Source organism: Brevibacterium sp. BRM-1 (genome assembly GCF_026802075.1).
Classification (GTDB): Bacteria; Actinomycetota; Actinomycetes; order Actinomycetales; family Brevibacteriaceae; genus Brevibacterium; species Brevibacterium rongguiense.
Genome location: NZ_CP113788.1, coordinates 3,043,932 through 3,060,546, shown reverse-complemented (window position 1 = coordinate 3,060,546; position 16,615 = coordinate 3,043,932). Strand labels below are relative to the sequence as shown.

The 16,615-nt window shown below is 73.1% G+C and carries 17 protein-coding genes; 4 read left to right on the top strand and 13 right to left on the bottom strand.

The window, feature by feature from the left end; all coding sequences use genetic code 11:
- Positions 1-655: 655 nt before the first annotated feature.
- From BRM1_RS13445 to BRM1_RS13435, 3 genes are all read right to left on the bottom strand, one after another.
- The gene (locus tag BRM1_RS13445) at positions 656-1,360 is read right to left on the bottom strand and encodes an RNA polymerase sigma factor (protein ID WP_268526614.1); all 705 of its coding nucleotides are present in this window, start codon (positions 1,358-1,360) and stop codon (positions 656-658) included.
- Positions 1,361-1,363: 3 nt separating this feature from the next.
- Positions 1,364-2,047 carry a fasciclin domain-containing protein gene (locus tag BRM1_RS13440; protein WP_268526612.1) on the bottom strand — a complete coding sequence of 228 codons (684 nt, stop codon included), beginning with the start codon at positions 2,045-2,047 and terminating at the stop codon, positions 1,364-1,366.
- 143 nt (positions 2,048-2,190) lie between these two features.
- Positions 2,191-3,804, bottom strand: coding sequence for a molybdopterin-dependent oxidoreductase (locus BRM1_RS13435; RefSeq protein ID WP_268526610.1), 1,614 nt, complete (start codon positions 3,802-3,804; stop codon positions 2,191-2,193).
- A gap of 182 nt (positions 3,805-3,986) precedes the next feature.
- Between BRM1_RS13435 and BRM1_RS13430 the strand changes: the two genes are divergently transcribed.
- Positions 3,987-4,286, top strand: a complete 300-nt coding sequence (locus BRM1_RS13430; protein ID WP_268526609.1) for a YrhK family protein — start codon at positions 3,987-3,989, stop codon at positions 4,284-4,286.
- A gap of 65 nt (positions 4,287-4,351) precedes the next feature.
- Here the strand turns inward: BRM1_RS13430 and BRM1_RS13425 are convergent, their stop codons facing one another.
- Positions 4,352-5,290 carry a GNAT family N-acetyltransferase gene (locus tag BRM1_RS13425; protein ID WP_268526608.1) on the bottom strand — a complete coding sequence of 313 codons (939 nt, stop codon included), beginning with the start codon at positions 5,288-5,290 and terminating at the stop codon, positions 4,352-4,354.
- Positions 5,291-5,396: 106 nt separating this feature from the next.
- On the opposite strand from BRM1_RS13425, the gene BRM1_RS13420 reads away from it, so the two are divergent.
- A complete protein-coding gene (locus BRM1_RS13420) occupies positions 5,397-6,293 on the top strand; it encodes a purine-nucleoside phosphorylase (protein WP_268526606.1) in 897 nt (298 codons plus the stop codon).
- A 1-nt stretch (position 6,294) separates the two neighbouring features.
- Positions 6,295-8,073, top strand: coding sequence for a phospho-sugar mutase (locus BRM1_RS13415; RefSeq protein ID WP_268526604.1), 1,779 nt, complete (start codon positions 6,295-6,297; stop codon positions 8,071-8,073).
- A 9-nt stretch (positions 8,074-8,082) separates the two neighbouring features.
- Here BRM1_RS13415 and BRM1_RS13410 read toward each other — a convergent pair whose 3' ends face one another.
- Both BRM1_RS13410 and BRM1_RS13405 read right to left on the bottom strand, forming a co-directional pair.
- Positions 8,083-8,508, bottom strand: coding sequence for a hypothetical protein (locus BRM1_RS13410; protein ID WP_268526602.1), 426 nt, complete (start codon positions 8,506-8,508; stop codon positions 8,083-8,085).
- Positions 8,492-8,689 carry a helix-turn-helix transcriptional regulator gene (locus tag BRM1_RS13405; protein WP_160952155.1) on the bottom strand — a complete coding sequence of 66 codons (198 nt, stop codon included), beginning with the start codon at positions 8,687-8,689 and terminating at the stop codon, positions 8,492-8,494. Before BRM1_RS13405 ends, BRM1_RS13410 begins: the two co-directional genes overlap by 17 nt.
- Positions 8,690-8,784: 95 nt before the next feature.
- Here BRM1_RS13405 and BRM1_RS13400 point away from each other — a divergent pair, with 95 nt between their 5' ends.
- A complete protein-coding gene (locus BRM1_RS13400) occupies positions 8,785-9,297 on the top strand; it encodes a hypothetical protein (protein ID WP_160952154.1) in 513 nt (170 codons plus the stop codon).
- An 81-nt stretch (positions 9,298-9,378) separates the two neighbouring features.
- Here BRM1_RS13400 and BRM1_RS13395 read toward each other — a convergent pair whose 3' ends face one another.
- The 7 genes from BRM1_RS13395 to BRM1_RS13365 all read right to left on the bottom strand — a co-directional run bounded on the left by BRM1_RS13395 (position 9,379) and on the right by BRM1_RS13365 (position 16,515).
- Entirely contained in the window at positions 9,379-9,777 is a 399-nt protein-coding gene (locus BRM1_RS13395) for a hypothetical protein (protein WP_268526599.1), read from the bottom strand.
- A 93-nt stretch (positions 9,778-9,870) separates the two neighbouring features.
- On the bottom strand, positions 9,871-10,542 hold the full coding sequence (gene deoC / locus BRM1_RS13390; protein WP_268526597.1) for a deoxyribose-phosphate aldolase: 672 nt from the start codon (positions 10,540-10,542) through the stop codon (positions 9,871-9,873).
- 80 nt (positions 10,543-10,622) lie between these two features.
- Positions 10,623-11,927, bottom strand: a complete 1,305-nt coding sequence (locus tag BRM1_RS13385) for a thymidine phosphorylase (protein WP_268526595.1) — start codon at positions 11,925-11,927, stop codon at positions 10,623-10,625.
- 85 nt (positions 11,928-12,012) lie between these two features.
- A complete protein-coding gene (locus BRM1_RS13380) occupies positions 12,013-12,423 on the bottom strand; it encodes a cytidine deaminase (RefSeq protein WP_268526594.1) in 411 nt (136 codons plus the stop codon).
- A gap of 5 nt (positions 12,424-12,428) precedes the next feature.
- Complete coding sequence (locus BRM1_RS13375; RefSeq protein ID WP_268526592.1) at positions 12,429-13,715, bottom strand: ABC transporter permease; 1,287 nt, start codon at positions 13,713-13,715, stop codon at positions 12,429-12,431.
- Entirely contained in the window at positions 13,712-14,944 is a 1,233-nt protein-coding gene (locus tag BRM1_RS13370) for an ABC transporter permease (protein ID WP_442864330.1), read from the bottom strand. Before BRM1_RS13370 ends, BRM1_RS13375 begins: the two co-directional genes overlap by 4 nt.
- Positions 14,944-16,515, bottom strand: a complete 1,572-nt coding sequence (locus tag BRM1_RS13365) for an ABC transporter ATP-binding protein (protein WP_268526590.1) — start codon at positions 16,513-16,515, stop codon at positions 14,944-14,946. Before BRM1_RS13365 ends, BRM1_RS13370 begins: the two co-directional genes overlap by 1 nt.
- Between the last annotated feature and the right edge of the window lie 100 nt (positions 16,516-16,615).

Genomic DNA, 16,615 nt, shown 5'->3' with positions numbered 1-16,615 from the left:
ACCATCATGAGCCGCTCAGCGGTCGAATAGCTGACATCGACGGTTCCACCGCCCTTGACCTTCAGCTCGCCCGAGCGCAGATCGGGCGCCGTGAGTAGGCGGTTGCTCTGCTCCGCCTGGGCGCGGGTGGCACTCAGCTGCTGCTGCGCCTCCTCGCGCTCGCCGACCGCGCCCACGGTCGTGATCCCCAGGGCGGCGATCGCGATGACGGCGGCCGCCGCACCGAGCGCGGCCCAGGTCCGGGCACCGCGGCCACGTCCCGCACGCCGCCGCTCGCCGAGATCGGCCACTGGGGCTCCGGCCTCGTTCTCCGCCTGCGTCCCGGCCCCGCCCCCGGTTTTCCGGGGACCGCGGGCGCCATGGTCGCCGGCTTCGCCACCGACGAGCGAGGGCTCGTCGGGCGGGGAGGCAGGGGAGCCGCCCTGCGCCTTCTCGCGGGGATGGTCCTGCGGGATGGCGAGGATGCTCCGCTCAAGGTCTGCGCCGATGGGCTCGGGGGGCCCGCTGGCCACCAGGCCCGCCAGGGCCTCTCGGTACTCGTCTGCCTGAGCGCGGAAGCCCGGGTCCGTGCGCTCGAGTTCCTCCGCGGCGCGCTGATCGTCGGGGTCCAGGCCTCCGGCTGCCAGCCCCGCGGCTAGGTATTCGCGATCGTCGGTCATGGCCCCTCCCCCAGTGCGAATCGCAGCTTCTTCATTCCATCGCGGATGCGCGTCTTCACCGTACCCAGCGGCCGGTCCAGCCGCCGCGCGATCTGCTCGTGGCTCAGACCGCAGAAGTAGGACAGGTAGATGGGCTCGGCCTGCTCACCGGGCAGTCCGGCCAGCGCCCGCGCGGCATCGTCGGAGGCCAGCCACGCCTCCACCGTCTGCTCCACGCTCTGACCGGGCGTCGCGGCGGCCCGGGCGGCATCGGCCGCATCGCGGTCGCGGGCGGCCTGCACCGAGCGCACGCAGTCGATGGCGCGCCTGCGGCACATGCCCACGAGCCTGCCCCGTCCGCTGCCCCGCTGGGGGTCGAAGCGGTCGCTGCGCTTCCACAGCTCCACGAAGCACTCCTGGAGCACCTCTTCGGCCAGCGCACGGTCGCGCACGATGCGGACGACGACGGCCAGCAGCATGCCGCCCATGCGGTGGAAGACCTCGTTGAAGGCGGCGGTGTCGCCGTCCTGGATGCGCAGGATGAGCGCGGCCTCCGCATCGCCCGCGGGCGGAGGAGGGGGGCGGTCGTCTGTGGGCACGTGCTCACCGTACGCCACCGCGCCCCCGTCCGCGGGGCCGCGCGCACCGCGCCCGCCGCCCGCGAGCGCCTCGGGCCGCCCGCTCACACGCGGGCGGCCCGAGGCGCGCAGGGGCTGGAGCACGCGTCACATCTTCCCGGGCATCATGACCGTGTCGACCATGTACACGGTCGCGTTGGCCGTCTTCACACCGCCGCACACGAGCTTGGACTTGTTGAACATGAGCTTCTCCCCGGACCCGGAGACCTTGACCTTGTCGCCCTCGACGCTCTTGTGCTCGCCCGCGACCTGCTCGGGGCTCAGCTTGCCGGGGATCACGTGGTACGTGAGCACCTTCGTCAGGGCGTCCTTGTCCTTGGCCAGCGCCTCGACGTCCTTCTTAGGGATCTTCTTGAACGCATCATCGGTGGGGGCGATGACGGTGAAGTCCCCGCCGTTGAGGGTGTCGACGAGGTCGACGTCCTTGTTCAGCTTGCCGGAGACGGCCTTCGTCAGGGTCGTGAGCATGGGGTTGTGGGACGCGGCCACCGCGACCGGGTCCTCGGCCATGCCGTCCACGGATCCGCTGCCGGAGGGCACCTGTTTCGCGTAGGCCGCGCAGCCGCTGCCCACCAGGTCCGCATCGGCGCCCCCGCCGGATGCGGACGGGCTCTCCATCGGAGCCGAGGAGGCCGAGGAGCTCTCCCCCATCGATTCCGAGCCGCCAGACTCGCTGCCGGAGGCGCCTCCGGAGCAGGCGCTGAGTCCGATCATGCTGAGGGCCACCGCGCCGACCGCGGTGATGATGCGAGTGCTGGGTGTCGTCTTCATGATCTGCTCCTTGTGTTGGTCCTGCGGCGAGCGGGATTGGTGTGCAACGTGCCCGCCGTCTGACTGGTGTTCGGAGCCGATGCCGTGGCGGATGGGATTCCCGCGGACTTTTTTCCGGCAGCGGTTCGGACACGCCGCGCGGCTCACTGCGCGGTGAACTGGATGCGGTGATGGCCGGTCGCGGTATTGGGGATGGAGTCCCGCCGCTCGGCGGTCTGCACCCGGCCGCGGCCGTCGATCGCGCGCACGGTCAGGGCGTGCAGGCCGGGCTGCACAGCGGGGAACTCGCAGCGCCACTGCCGCCACGTGTCCTGTGAGACCGCGGTGGCCAGGTGGGCGGAGCGCCAGTCCCCGTCGTCGAGGCGCACCTGGACGGCGCGGACTCCGGCCCGCTGCGCCCACGCGGTCCCGGCGGCGACGACCGTGCCCGCCGGCACCTGGGCAAGGGGCCCGGGCACCTCGATCCGGCTGGCCGCGAGAATGGGGCCGCGCTCATCCCAGCCGCGCTTCGTCCAGTAGCCCTGGGCGCGGTCGAACCGGGTCACCTCGAGGTTGGTCACCCACTTGGTGGCCGAGACGAAGCCGTAGAGGCCCGGCACGATGAGCCGGGCGGGGAAGCCGTGTTCAGGGCGCAGCTGCTCGCCGTTCATTCTGATCGCCAGGAGCGCATCGCGCCCATCGCGCATGGCCTCCAGCGGGGTGCCCGCAGTGAAGCCGTCGATCGACCCGGAGAGCACCATATCCGCCTCCGGTTGCGGGCGGGCGCGCGCCAACAGGCTGCGCAGGGGGTACCCGAGCCAGGCGGCCGTGCCCACCAGCTCGCCGCCCACCGGGTTGGACACGCACGTCATCGTGAGGGCGCGCTCGACCAGGGGCAGGGACAGGAGCTCGTCCATCGACAGCGTGAATTCCTCCTCGACGAGGCCGTGGACGCGCAGGGACCACTGCTCGGGGGCGATGTCCGGGGGTGTGAGTGCGGTGTCGATGCGGTAGAAGTCCGCGGCCGGGGTGATGAAGGGCACCGCCCCGTCCACCGCGATCTGGGCGCTGGCGGGCACGGCGGGCATGGGGCTCACCGGGTGCGGCAGCACGAGGCGGGCGGCCGCGCCGATCGCGGCCCCGCCGACGACCGTGATGGAGCGCCCGACTGCCAAGCCGAGTGCGCCGACAGCCGCGAGCGCGCCGGCGGTGGCGAGCAGCGCGCGCCGCCCCGGATCACTGGCCTGTCCTTCGTTGCGGCCCCGGTGCGCTCTGCGGTTACCGCGCCGCACACGGCGGGCGAGCGCGGCCACCAGGACGAACGCCGCAAACCCGAGCACGGCGCCCAGCAGCGCGGCGCCGAGGTCGGGGGCGCGGCTGCCCGGCCGCGCGGCCACCGCGCAGACCAGGCCCGCCTCGAGGGCGGTGAAGGCCGCGGCTGCGGTGCGCGGGCGCCGGCGGGCCAGCAGGCCGATGCCCGCCGCGACGACAAGGCCGCCCAGCACGACGCTCAGCAGGAGCACGGGCTTGTCGGCGGTGCCCAGGTGCTCGATTGCGAAGGCGACGGCCGCCGGCGGCGTGAGGGCGATGATCGTCTGGCTGAGCGCCAGCAGCGGGGCCGTGGAGGCGCCCATCAACCGCGCGAGGGCATCGGCGGTACCGAGGAAGACAACCGTGGGCACGATGCCGAGCGCGGCCGCCCCGGCGGCGCGGCGCGCACGGGCGCCCAGGGTGGTGGCGTGATCGCGGGACTGACGGGCTGGTGCAGGGCTGCTCATGCCGTCTATTCGGAGCGGGCGCCCGCACGGATTGGCGACGGGCATCAGGATCGGCGGCAGCGGGCCGGGCGTGTGCCCCGCGCCGAGCACGGTGTGCCGATTGCCCGCCGCGGCCCTATTGTGAGTGCGGTGCAGCCCTCCGGGCTGCGCCGCCACCCGATCGCGCCTCAGGAGGGCCACCCGTGCACGAGCACCACATCGAGTCCACCCCGCAGGAGACGACCGTGCGGATCGGCCACCATGAGCTCGTCATCCGGCGCCGCTACGCGCTGCTGAGCATCACGAACGACATCCTCATCGGCCTGTGGTTCCTCATCGGAAGCTTCTTCTTCTTCTCGGAGAAGCTCATCTTCCTGGGCACGTGCCTGTTCGTCATCGGCAGCGTGGAGATGCTCGTGCGCCCCGTCATCCGCCTGGCCCGCCAACTGCACATCCAGCGCATCCGCGGCACGGCCCCGGAACACGCCACCTGGGACTTCTGAGGCCGCAGGAGCCTCACCGCCGCTCTGGACCCGCCGCTGAACGTCCGGGTCAGGCGGCAGCGCGCTCAGTCCCCCAGGGTGGCGTAGGCGTATTCGACGCTAGCCTGGCCGGCCTCGATGAGCCCGTCGACGAGCGCGGAGACCGCCGGCATCTCGTCGGTGACCTCCACGATGACCGCCGTGTCCGTCGACAGCCGGGCCAGCAGCGCTCCCGCGTCCTCCATCGCCCGCTGGAACTGCGGCGAGCGCGGATCCGGATCCGCCGCGGCCTCGGTGCCGTCGTACACGGCGCCCAGCGTGAGCTCGGTGGGCGCCTCGACCTCGGGCTGGGCATAGGAGACGGCGAACGCGCTGACCTCGCCGCCATCGCGCAGCAGCGCGGCGCCGTAGGCGCCCGCGGCCTCGGACAGGAAGCGGTTGTTCACCTGGCCCAGCGACATGGGGGCCGCGGGATCGGCGCGATTGACGCCGGCGTACCAGGCGGCGAACGCCTTCGTCAGCTCCACCGACCCCGTGGCGGTGACGGCGAAGTCCTCGAGCCGATCCGCGCCCAGCGCGCCCAGGGCGAGCGCCTCGATGCGCACCACGCGGATGGTGAAGAGGGTGGAGAAGCCGGCGTGCTCGGCGGCGGCGAAGCCGATCGAGCCTGCGGCCACGCGCGTGCGCAGCGGCAGCCCGTCGAGCTCGGTGCCGCGCACCTCCTCGCGCACCGCGTCGAAGAGCCCGCGGCCCAGGCCACGGCCTCGCTCCTCGGCGGCGACCTCCACGTACGACCACGCGCGGTACGGATGGGCGGGCGAGGCGGCGATCGCACCTGCGCCCACGAGGATGTCCGGGTCCTCCGCCGCGGCGACCACGCAGCGGCTGAGCGCCGGCTCGCCCTGCCCGCCGTCCGAGGCGGGGCGGAAGAGGCCGCGCTCCATGTGCTCGGCGGGGGTGGCGGCATCGTGGAAGACCTCGCCCAGGGCCAGGTCGTCGCCTGCGGAGAACGGGCGGATGAGCATGGTGGCCTCCTGGTCACGGACGCGGCTGGACGGACGCATCGATCCTAGCGGGAGCGCACAGTTCGCCGCCGCGGGTCCGCCCCGGCCGGTCCGATACAGTCATGCCATGACCGACGCGCACACCGCCTCCCACCAGCCCGCCCACACCCCGAAGCCCGCACAGCAGGCACAGCATTCCGCGCCCGCGGCAGCCGACCGGGACCCCCAGGCGCTCGCCGCCGATGCCGCGGCCGTCCTCAACGCCGCGGCCGGCATCGAGGCCCACGACATCGCGCTCGTGCTGGGCTCCGGCTGGGGCGGCGCGGCCGACCTGCTGGGCGAGGTGATCGCGCAGACCCCGGCGGACCAGGTGTCCGGCTTCCACTCCCCCGTCGTCGCAGGCCACGGCGGCACGCTCACCACGATCCGCCTGGGCAACGGCGCCCACGCACTGGTGCTGGGCGCGCGCACCCACTTCTACGAGGGCCGCGGCGTGGACGCGGTGGCCCACGGCGTGCGCACCGCCGCGGCGGCGGGCTGCCGGGCGGTCGTGCTGACGAACGGCTGCGGCTCCACCCGCGAGGAGACCGGCCCCGGCACCCCCGTGCTCATCAGCGACCACCTCAACCTCACGGCCGCCTCGCCCCTGCACGGCGCCACGTTCGTCGACCTCACGGAGCTGTACTCCGCCCGGCTGCGCGGCATCGCCCGCGAAATCGACCCCAGCCTGGCCGAGGGCGTCTACGCCCAGTTCCCCGGGCCCCACTACGAGACCCCGGCCGAGGTACGCGCGGCCCGCACCCTGGGCGCGGACCTCGTGGGCATGTCCACGGCGCTCGAGGCGATCGCCGCGCGCGCCGCAGGCCTCGAGATCCTCGGCATCTCGCTCGTAACGAACCTGGGCGCCGGCGTCTCCGCCCAGCCGCTCGACCACGCCGAGGTGCTCGAGGCCGGGCGTGCCGCGGGCCCCCGCATCTCCCGGCTGCTGGCCGACATCGTCGCCCGCATCGTGGGAGAGGGCTGAGATGGCCGTCGCCGATCGCTTCGCCGCGGGCTTCGATCCCCAGGTCGTCGCCGCCTGGATCGCCGATGACCCCGATCCCGCCACCCGCGCCGAGCTGCAGGCGCTCCTCGCTACCGCCCGCGGGGATGCCGACGAGGCCGCCGCCGCGCACGCGGACCTCGAGGACCGGTTCGCCGGCCCCCTGGCGTTCGGCACCGCGGGCCTGCGCGGGGCGCTGGGCGGCGGGCCCAACCGGATGAACCGCGCCGTCGTCATCCGCGCGGCTGCGGGCCTGGCCGCCTTCCTGCACGACACCGTGGGCGAGGGCTTCTCCGTGGTCATCGGCTGCGATGCCCGCTACGGCTCGGCCGACTTCGCCGCGGACACGGCCGCGGTCGTCACCGCTGCCGGCGGCCGGGCGATCATGCTGCCGCCACAGCTGCCCACCCCGCTGCTCGCGTTCGCGCTGCTGCGCCTGCGCGCCGACGCCGGCGTCATGGTCACCGCCAGCCACAATCCGCCCCGGGACAACGGCTACAAGGTCTACCTGGGCGAGTCCGCGCTGCGCGCCGGCTACGCGCTAGCCGGCGAGGACCCCGTGGCTGCGCAGCGCGCCGCCCAGGCCGGGGCGGGTGCGCAGATCGTGCCCCCGTTCGACGCCATGATCGCCGAGCGCATCGCCGCGGTCGATGCGGTCGCCTCCGTCCCCCGCGCGCAGGGCTGGGAGACCCTGGGCGACGAGGTGGTGCGCGCCTACCTCGACCGCCTGCGCGAGCTCGACGCCAGCGCCCAGGCGCCCCTGCGCATCGTGCTCACCGCCATGCACGGCGTGGGCGGGCAGACGATGACGGCCGCGCTCCACGAAGCGGGCTTCGAAGACGTCGTGCCGGTGGATGAGCAGTTCTCCCCGGACCCGGACTTCCCCACCGTCGCCTTCCCCAACCCGGAGGAGCCCGGCGCGCTCGACCTCGCGATCGCCCGGGCCCAGGGCAGCGGCGCCGAGCTCATCATCGCCAACGACCCGGACGCCGACCGCTTCTCCGCCGCGATTCCGGACCCGCAGGCCGGGTCCGGTACGTGGCGCCAGCTCACCGGCGACGAGGTGGGCCTGCTGCTGGGCGAGTTCGTCGGCCAGCGCTTCTCCGCCTCGGAGGCCACGCACCTGACGATGGCGAACTCCATCGTGTCCTCCCGCGCGCTGGCCGCCGTGGCCGCCGCCCACGGCCTCCAGCACGTGTCGACGCTCACCGGCTTCAAGTGGATCTCCCGCGTCCCGGGGCTGGTCTTCGGCTACGAGGAGGCGCTGGGTTACTGCGTGGACCCGGCCGCGGTGCGCGACAAGGACGGGATCTCCGCGGGCCTCCTGTTCGCGGCCCTGGCCTCGCGGCTCAAGGCCGAGGGCCGCACGGTCGACGACGAGCTGGCGCGCATCCGCGCCCGCGACGGCGTGCGCCTGACCGCGCCGCTGAGCTTCCGGGTCGCCGATGTCTCCCTCATCGCCGCGGCGATGCGCCGCCTGCGCGAGGCCCCGCCCGCGCAGCTCGCGGGTTCGCCGGTGGAGCGCGTCGTCGACCTGAGCGAGGGCTCGCCGGAGCTTCCGCCCACCGACGGCATGGTCCTCGAGACCGCCGCGGGCGATCGGGTCATCATCCGCCCCTCGGGCACGGAGCCCAAGCTCAAGTGCTACCTCGAGGCCGCGGAGCCGGTTGCCGGCGCCGAGGCGCTGGCCGGGGCGCGCTCGCGCGCAGCGGCGCGCCTGGCCGCGATGCGCGAGCAGCTCGCGGGATCGCTGGGGCTGTAGACCCGGGGCTCACATCCGCTTGGCCGCCACCCAGTTGGCGATCCCCCACGTGCCGTAGAGCACGAGGACGGACCACGGCGCGATTGCCTCGAGGGGCACGCGCGCATCGTCGAGCACGAAGCCCACGACGACGAGCGCGAGGCTGCCGATGAGCGCCACCGCGCCCACGGCGGCAAGGCCCGCGCGGGCGACCTGGCGCTCGCGCTCGTCCGCGTATTCGAGGGCGTTGATGCGGGCGAGGTCGTTGTCCGAGCGGTGAACCGCCCACCAGGCCGCGCCGAATTGGATCACCGCGAGCGCGCAGAGCACGAGCCCGAAGGCCAGTCCCCGCGCGCTGAGGACGGCCACGAGGACACCGGCGATGAGCAGGGCCGCGGCGAAGACCGCGTTAAGCCAGGACACGCCCAGCGGGCCGCGCTTAGGGTGCGTCGACATCGAAGATCTCCTCCACGCTGAGTCGGAAATGGCGGGCCAGGGCGACCGCGAGTCGCAGGGAGGGGTCGTAGCGCCCCTTCTCCAGCGAGTTGATGGTCTGGCGCGACACCCCCACCGCGCGGCCGAGCGCCTCCTGTGAGAGCCCCGCGTCCTGGCGCAGCTCCTTGACCCGGCTCTCCATGTGTCAAACGTACTTGACAGCAGCCGGACAGTCAAGCACGCTTGACATGGAAAGCGCACTTTCCACCGTGCGACGCCCTGAACCAGGAGGAACCCATGCACGCGCTCGTCGACTTCGCCCAGTCCCTGCCGCCGGCCGTCCACTGGCTGGGCATCCTCGCCCTGTCCGCCATCCCGTTCGTCGAGTCGTACTTCGGCTCCGCGATCGGGGTCCTCACCGGCATGCACCCGGTCGTGGCGATCGGCCTGGCGGTGGTGGGCAATGCCGCCACGATGCTGCTCGTCGTCATGGGCGCGGCCGCCGCCCGCCGCGCGGTCCTGGCACGCCGTAGGGCCGGATCGCAGGCCGGGGCCGGCGCCAGCGCGGAGGCAGCCGGGGCGCCGGGCTCGAAGCGACGGGCGCGGGTCCGGCGCATGTTCGACCGCTGGGGTGTGCCCGGCGTCAGCCTGCTGGGCCAGTGCTTCCTGCCCAGCCAGATCACCTCAGGGATGATGGTCTCGTTCGGCGCCAGCCGCAACGCCGTCATCGGCTGGCAGCTCGTGTCCATCGTGGCGTGGGGTGTGGTGTTCGGCGCGCTGGCGGCCGCCGGCGTGCGGCTCATCGGCTGAACGGCCGCGCAGCCCATCGCCGGGACACCGCTGTCGGCCCGACCCGAGGCGCGCGGGCCCCTGCGAAGCGGCCGGCAGGGCTCAGCGCAGGCGGGCGAACACGAGGTTCGAGATGCCCCAGGTGCCGAACAGCACGACCATCTGCGTCATCGCGAGCACCCGCACATCGCTGAACGGCGGGCTGAAGAGGGCGGCCAGCAGGTAGACGAGCAGCACGAGGAACAGGCCCGCATACGCGGTGTACGTCAGGGCCACCGTGCCGCGGTCCACGTTGCGCGGGCCCCCGTCCGGGGTGCCCCGCGCGGCCAGGGCGCTGGGCGAGGAGTGGACCCACCACGAGCACGCCCACTGGGCGGCGCCCAGCACCGCGAACGCGATCGCCGCACCCCACTGCAGGCTCGCCAGGCACAGCAGTGCGAATGCGCCGGCGCTTGCCGCGACGGCAAGGCTGAGTCGGGAGACGGTACGGGTTCTGGGCATAGCACCAGTGTACGAACCCCCGAGGTCAGACCGGTGAATCGACACTGCCGAGCCGCTGAAAGTGCGCTGAGGGAACGGCGCCGGCGGGACTGCTCAGAAGCCCGCGAGCACCGTCGCGGAGCCGGAGAGGCCCAGGCGGGTGGCCCCGGCGTCGATCATGGCCTGCGCGGCCTCGGGCGTGCGGATGCCGCCGGAGGCCTTGACGCCCAGCCGGCCGCCCACCGTCGTGGCCATGAGCTCGACGGCGTGCGCGCTGGCCCCGCCGGCCGGGTGGAAGCCCGTCGAGGTCTTGACGAAGTCCGCACCGGCGGCCTCCGCGCGGCGGCAGGCCTCGACGATCTCCGCGTCGCTGAGCGCCGCGGACTCGATGATGACCTTGACCAGCGCGGCGCGCCCGGTCTCCTGGGCGGCCTCGGCGGTGGACTGGACGACGGCGCGGATGTCGGCCTCGACGGCGTCCCAGTCCCCGGCCTTCGCGGCGCCGATGCGGATGACCATGTCCACCTCGTCCGCGCCGTCGGCCACGGCGCGGGCGGCCTCGGCGGCCTTGACCTCGCTCTTGACGGCGCCGGAGGGGAACCCGCAGACGGTGGCGATGGTGAGCTCCCCCGTGTCGGCCAGCGGCAGCTGGTCCGGGGAGACGCACACGGCCAGCACGCCCAGGCTGCGCGCCTCGGCGACGAGGGCGGCGACATCGGCGGGCGTGGACTCGGGCTTGAGCAGGGTGTGGTCGATCATCGCGGCGACGTCAGCGCGGCTGGTCATGGGGTGCTCCTTCTGGCGGGTGCGGGCTGCGGATGGGACGGGTGCTGCGGATGGGACGGGTGCTGCTGGGCGGCGGGCGCTCAGGACACGCGGTCGAGGATGACGGTGGCCCGGCGCGCGGCGGTCGCGGCGGCGCTCGTCGCCGGCGCGATCTCCACACCGCCGGCCAGCGCCTCGCGGGCGCGGGCGAAGCGCTCCTCGTCATCGGAGTGGAGGGTGAGCAGCGGCTGGCCCGCGCGCACCTCGTCGCCGGGCTTGGCGTGCAGCTCGATCCCGGCGCCCGCCTGCACCGGGTCCTCCTTGCGGGCGCGCCCGGCGCCCAGGCGCCACGAGGCCACGCCCACGGCCAGCGCGTCGAGCTCGGCGAGCACGCCATCGGATTCGGCGAGGACGGTGTCCGTGTGGGCCGCGGTGGGCAGCGGCGCAGCCGGATCGCCGCCCTGGGCGGCGATCATGGCCCGCCAGGCGTCCATCGCGCGGCCGTCGGCCAGGGCCGCGGCGGGGTCTGCGTCGGGCAGCCCGGCCTGGGCGAGCATCTCGCGGGCCAGGGCCACGGTGAGCTCGACGACGTCGGCGGGGCCGCCGCCGGCGAGCACCTCGACGGACTCGCACACCTCGAGCGCGTTGCCCACCGTGAGCCCCAGGGGCGTCGACATGTCCGTGAGCAGCGCCGAGGTGTCCACCCCGGCCTCGCGGCCGAGCGCCACCATGGTGCGCGCCAGCCGGTGGGCGGCCTCGCGGTCCTTCATGAAGGCACCGGAGCCCACCTTGACGTCGAGGACGAGGCTGTTGGTCCCCTCGGCGATCTTCTTGCTCATGATCGACGAGGCGATGAGCGGAATGCACTCGACGGTGCCGGTCGTGTCCCGCAGCGCGTAGAGCTTCTTGTCCGCCGGCGCCAGGCCGGAGCCCGCGGCGCAGATGACGGCGCCGATCTCCTCGAGCTGGGCCATGAGCTGCGCGTTCGTCAGGTCCGCGCGCCAGCCGGGGATCGCCTCGAGCTTGTCGAGCGTGCCGCCGGTGTGGCCCAGGCCGCGCCCGGACAGCTGCGGGACGGCCACGCCGAAGACCGCGACGAGCGGCGCGAGCGGCAGCGTGATCTTGTCCCCCACCCCGCCGGTCGAGTGCTTGTCCGCGGTGGGCTTGGACAGGCCGGAGAAATCCATCCGCTCGCCGGAGTCGATCATCGCGCGGGTCCAGCGGGCGATCTCCGCATCCTCCATGCCGTTGAGGAAGATCGCCATGGCCAGGGCGGCCATCTGCTCATCGCCCACGGCCCCGCGCGTGTAGGCGTCGATCACCCACGCGATCTGCTCGTCGCTCAGGCGCCGGCGCTCGCGCTTGGCGGCGATGACGTCGACGGCGTCGAAGGGTTCGATCGGCATGGGGTCCTCCCGGGTTGGTCGTGGGGCGGGTTGCGCGACACCGGCGACGGTCGCCGGGGCCGGCGCCGAGGCGCGGGCTGGCGGCCTACCGGCGCGCGGCGCTCAGGTGGTCGGGTCCGAAGGCCTCGGGCAGCACCTCGGACAGGGGCGCGAGCCCGCTGGGCAGGTCGAGGACGAGCTCGGGCCCGCCGAACTCGAAGAGCAGCTGGCGGCACCGGCCGCAGGGCACGAGGCGCTCGCCGCGGCCGTCGACGCAGGCGAAGGCGACGAGGCGGCCGCCACCGGTGCGCGCGAGCTCGGAGACGAGCCCGCACTCGGCGCACAGGCCCAGGCCGTAGGCGGCGTTCTCCACGTTCGTGCCGCTCACCACCCGCCCGTCGTCGACGAGCGCCGCGGCGCCCACCGGGAAGCCGGAGTACGGCGCGTAGGCCCGGGCCATCGCGGCCAGGGCGGTGTCGTGGAGCTCGGCCCACACCTCGGCGGGGAAATCTCGCATGGCCCTCACTGCTTGCGGTAGGGGACGCCCTCGGCGGCCGGCGGGCGCACGCGCCCCACGAAGCCTGCGACGGCGAAGATCGTGACGATGTAGGGCAGCATGAGCAGCAGGTCCGGCGGGATCGGCGCGCCGATCGCGGACAGCGAGTTGCCCAGGTTCTTCGCGAACCCGAACAGCAGGGCGGCGAACAGCGCGCCCTTGGGGCTCCACTTGCCCAGGATCATCGCGGCCAGCGCGATGTAGCCCTGCCCGGCGGACATCTCCTTGCCGAATGCCAGACCGGAGCCCACGGTGAAGAACGCGCCCCCCAGGCCGGCGATGCCGCCGGCGAGGATCGTGTTGATGGCCCGCCACCGGTTGACGTTGATGCCCACGGTGTCAGCGGCGCGCGGGTGCTCGCCGATCGCGCGCATGCGCAGGCCCCAGCGGGAGCGGAAGAGGAGGAACTGGAGGGCGAAGACCACGACGTACATGAAGTACACGAGGATGTTCTGGTCGAAGAGGACCTCGCCGATGACCGGGATGGACCGCAGGCCGGGAATCGGCAGGTTCGGCAGCTGCTCGCGGGTGTTCCACGTCGCCTCGTCGGCCGAGAGCACGGTGGAGAACAGGAAGTTCGTCAGGCCCACGACGAGCACGTTGAGCACCACGCCGATGATGATCTGGTCGACCCAGTAGCGGATCGCGAAGAACGTGAGCACGCAGGCGACGAGCATGCCGCCGATCGGGGCTGCGATGAGGCCGACGTACGGGTTCTTCGCGGCCGAGGCGACGACGGCGGCGCAGAACGCGCCGGCCAGGAGCTGGCCCTCGATCGCGATGTTGACGATGCCCGAGCGCTCGCCGATGAGGCCCGTCATCGCGCCGAAGATGAGCGGGACGGACAGCGCGAGCGCGCCGGCGAGCAGCGAGGTCGTGGCGATGAGCCCGTTGCCGGCGCCGGCCCACGTGAGGAACGCGAGCATGAACAGGACGCCGAAGCACACGGGCAGCCACGTGCCCGGCTCGAAGCGCCGGCGCGCGGCCCACGTCGCGTAGGCCGCGAGCACCGCGCAGAACAGGCCCAGCACGATCGCGGTGGCCTTGGCGGGCACCACGACGGCCGGGATCGTGAAGAAGTCCCCCTCGGTGGCGAACTCGAAGGTCGTCTGCGCGCCGCCGGGGGCCGCGAGGCCGAAGCCCACGAGCGCCAGGAGCGCGAGCACCCCGTAGACGATGGGCAGCTTCCAGTCGATCGGCTGGAGCGCGGCGAGGGTCTGCCGGTCATCGGCCGGCGCGGCGAGGGTGCTCACGCGTCCTCCTTCTTCACCGGGGCGGGCAGGCGGAAGATCGTGCGCACGAGCGGGGGCGCCGCGATGAGCAGCACGATGACGGACTGCACGACGAGCACGATGTCGATGGGCGTGCCGGTCTGGGCCTGCATGAGGTATCCGCCGGCCTTGAACGCGCCGAACAGGAGGCCGGCGAAGAACGTGCCGAGCGGCCGGGAGCGGCCCAGCAGGGCGACGGTGATCGCGTCGAAGCCGATCGAGCCGCCCACGCCCGCGGACAGCTTGCCCTCCGTGCCGAGGATCTGCGCGGCCCCGCCCAGGCCGGCGAGCGCGCCGGCGATGAGCATGACCGTGATCGTCACGCGGGACACGGAGATGCCCGCCGTCTTCGCGGCGTTCGGGTTCTCCCCGACCGCGCGGAACTCGAAGCCGGTCGTCGAGCGCTCGAGCAGCCACCATACGAGCAGCGTGGCGAGGATCGCGACGATGAAGCCCGCATTCAGCCGGAACGGGGAGGGCAGCAGCGGCGGCAGCATGGCCGACGAGTCGACCGTAGCGGAGATGGGGTTCGCGGAGTCCGTGTGCTTGAACCACGCCTGCTTGAGCAGGTAGGCGAAGAGGAAGCCGGCGATCGAGTTGAGCATGATCGTGACGATCACCTCGTTGGCCCCGGTGCGCGCCTTGAGCACACCGGCGATGCCCGCCCAGATCGCCCCGCCCAGGATGCCGCCGGCCAGGGCGACGAGCAGGTGGATGACGGGGGGCAGGTGCAGCGCGTAGCCGAGGAAGCCGGAGCAGATGGACCCGAGCACCACCTGGCCCTGGCCGCCGATGTTGAACAGCCCGGAGCGGAATGCGAGCGCGATGCCCAGGCCCGTGAGGATGAGCGGCGTGGCGCTGACGAGCGATTCGGTGAAGGGCCTGACCATCCGGACCGCCGAGGTGGCCTGCCAGTCGAACACGGAGCCGCGCAGCAGCGCGAGGTAGGCCTCCGAGATGGCCTGCCAGGCGGCGGCGAAGAAGTCGGCGGGGCGGGCGAAGAAGTAGCTCGCCGTCTCCTGCACGTCCGGGTTGGCCACGGCGATGAGCACGGCGCCCACCGCCAGGGCGATGACGATCGCCAGGAGGGACACGAGCCAGGACCCGGAGAGGATCTGGCGCATGAGGCCGGGCTGGCCGGTCCCCGCGGGGCGCGAGCCACCCGCGGCCGGCTGGGGCGCCGGCTGCTGCGACACGGTCGTTGAGCTCATCAGATGTCCTCCTGCGCGGCCTCGGAGACCTCGGTGACGGCGCTGCCGTCGTCCACTCGCGCCTGCGCCTCGGCAGCGGGGACGCCGGCCATCATGAGGCCCAGGGCATCGCGGGGGGTGTCACCGGGCACGATCCCGACGATCCGGCCGCGGTACATGACGGCGATGCGGTCGGCGAGGTTGCGCACCTCGTCGAGCTCGGTGGAGACGATGATGCACGGCGTGCCGGCGTCGCGCTCGGCGATGATGCGGCCGTGGACGAACTCGATGGAGCCGACGTCGAGGCCGCGGGTGGGCTGGCTGGCGATGAGCAGGCGCAGCTCGCGGCCGAGCTCGCGGGCGAGCACCACCTTCTGCTGGTTGCCGCCGGAGAGGGTGGAGATCGGGTCGTCGATCGAGGTCAGCCGGATGTCGAACTCGTCGACCTTCTTCGCTGCCTCCTCGCGGATGACCGCGGGCCTGAGCGCGAGGCCCTGGGCGTAGGGCGGCCGGTCGTACCAGTCGAGGATCATGTTCTCCCGGATCGCGAAGTTCGCGATGATCCCGTCGGTCGAGCGGTCCTCGGGGACGAACCCGATCCCGGCGTCGAGGCGCTGCTTGACGCTGCGTCCCAGGAGGCTGTGCCCGTCGAGGACGATGTCGCCGGCCTGCGGCTCGGCGAGGCCGATGATGGTCTCCGTGAGCTCGGTCTGGCCGTTGCCCTGGACGCCGGCGATCGCGAGGATCTCCCCGCGCGCCACGCTGAAGCCGATGTCGTCGACGACGGGGAAGCCGGACTTGTCGAGCACCGTGAGCCCGGAGACGGCGAACGTCTCGTCCCCCGGCTGGGCGGGCTCCTTCGCGGACGTCAGGTGGACGTCGCGGCCCACCATGAGGCTCGCGAGCTCGGATTCCGAGGAGGTGGGGCTCGCCTCGCCCACGACCGCGCCGCGGCGGATGACCGTGATGGCATCGGCGACGGCGCGCACCTCGCGCAGCTTGTGGGTGATGAAGACGATCGAGGTGCCCTGCGCCTTGAGCTGGCGCATGATCTCGATGAGCTCGTCGGTCTCCTGCGGGGTGAGCACGGCGGTGGGCTCGTCGAGGATGAGCACCTGGGCGTCGCGGGAGAGGGCCTTGATGATCTCGACGCGCTGCTGGGCACCCACGGGCAGGTCCTCGATGACCGCGTCGGGGTCGATGTCGAAGCCGAAGCGCGCGGAGATCTCCCGGACCTTGGCGCGGGCGGCCCCCAGGTCGAGGATCCCCATGCCCTTGACGGGCTCGTAGCCCAGCGCCACGGACTCCGCGACGGTGAAGACGGGCACGAGCATGAAGTGCTGGTGGACCATGCCGATGCCGGCGGCCACGGCGTCGCCGGGCCCCGAGAAGCGCACGGGCTCGCCGTCGACGACGATCTGGCCCTCATCGGGCTCGTAGAGGCCGTAGAGGACGTTCATGAGGGTGGACTTGCCGGCGCCGTTCTCGCCGAGCAGCGCGTGGACCTGCCCGGGCTCGATCGTGAGGTCGATCGCGCTGTTGGCCACCAGGGAGCCGAATCGCTTCGTGATCCCGGCGAGCTGGAGTTTCACGTGGGGTTCTCCTCGTGCCGAAGCGGCGCAGGACTGCACCGCCGATTCCGTGCACGGCTGACTATTGCACAGTGGGGCTGGGCGGAGCGAAGCGCCCACG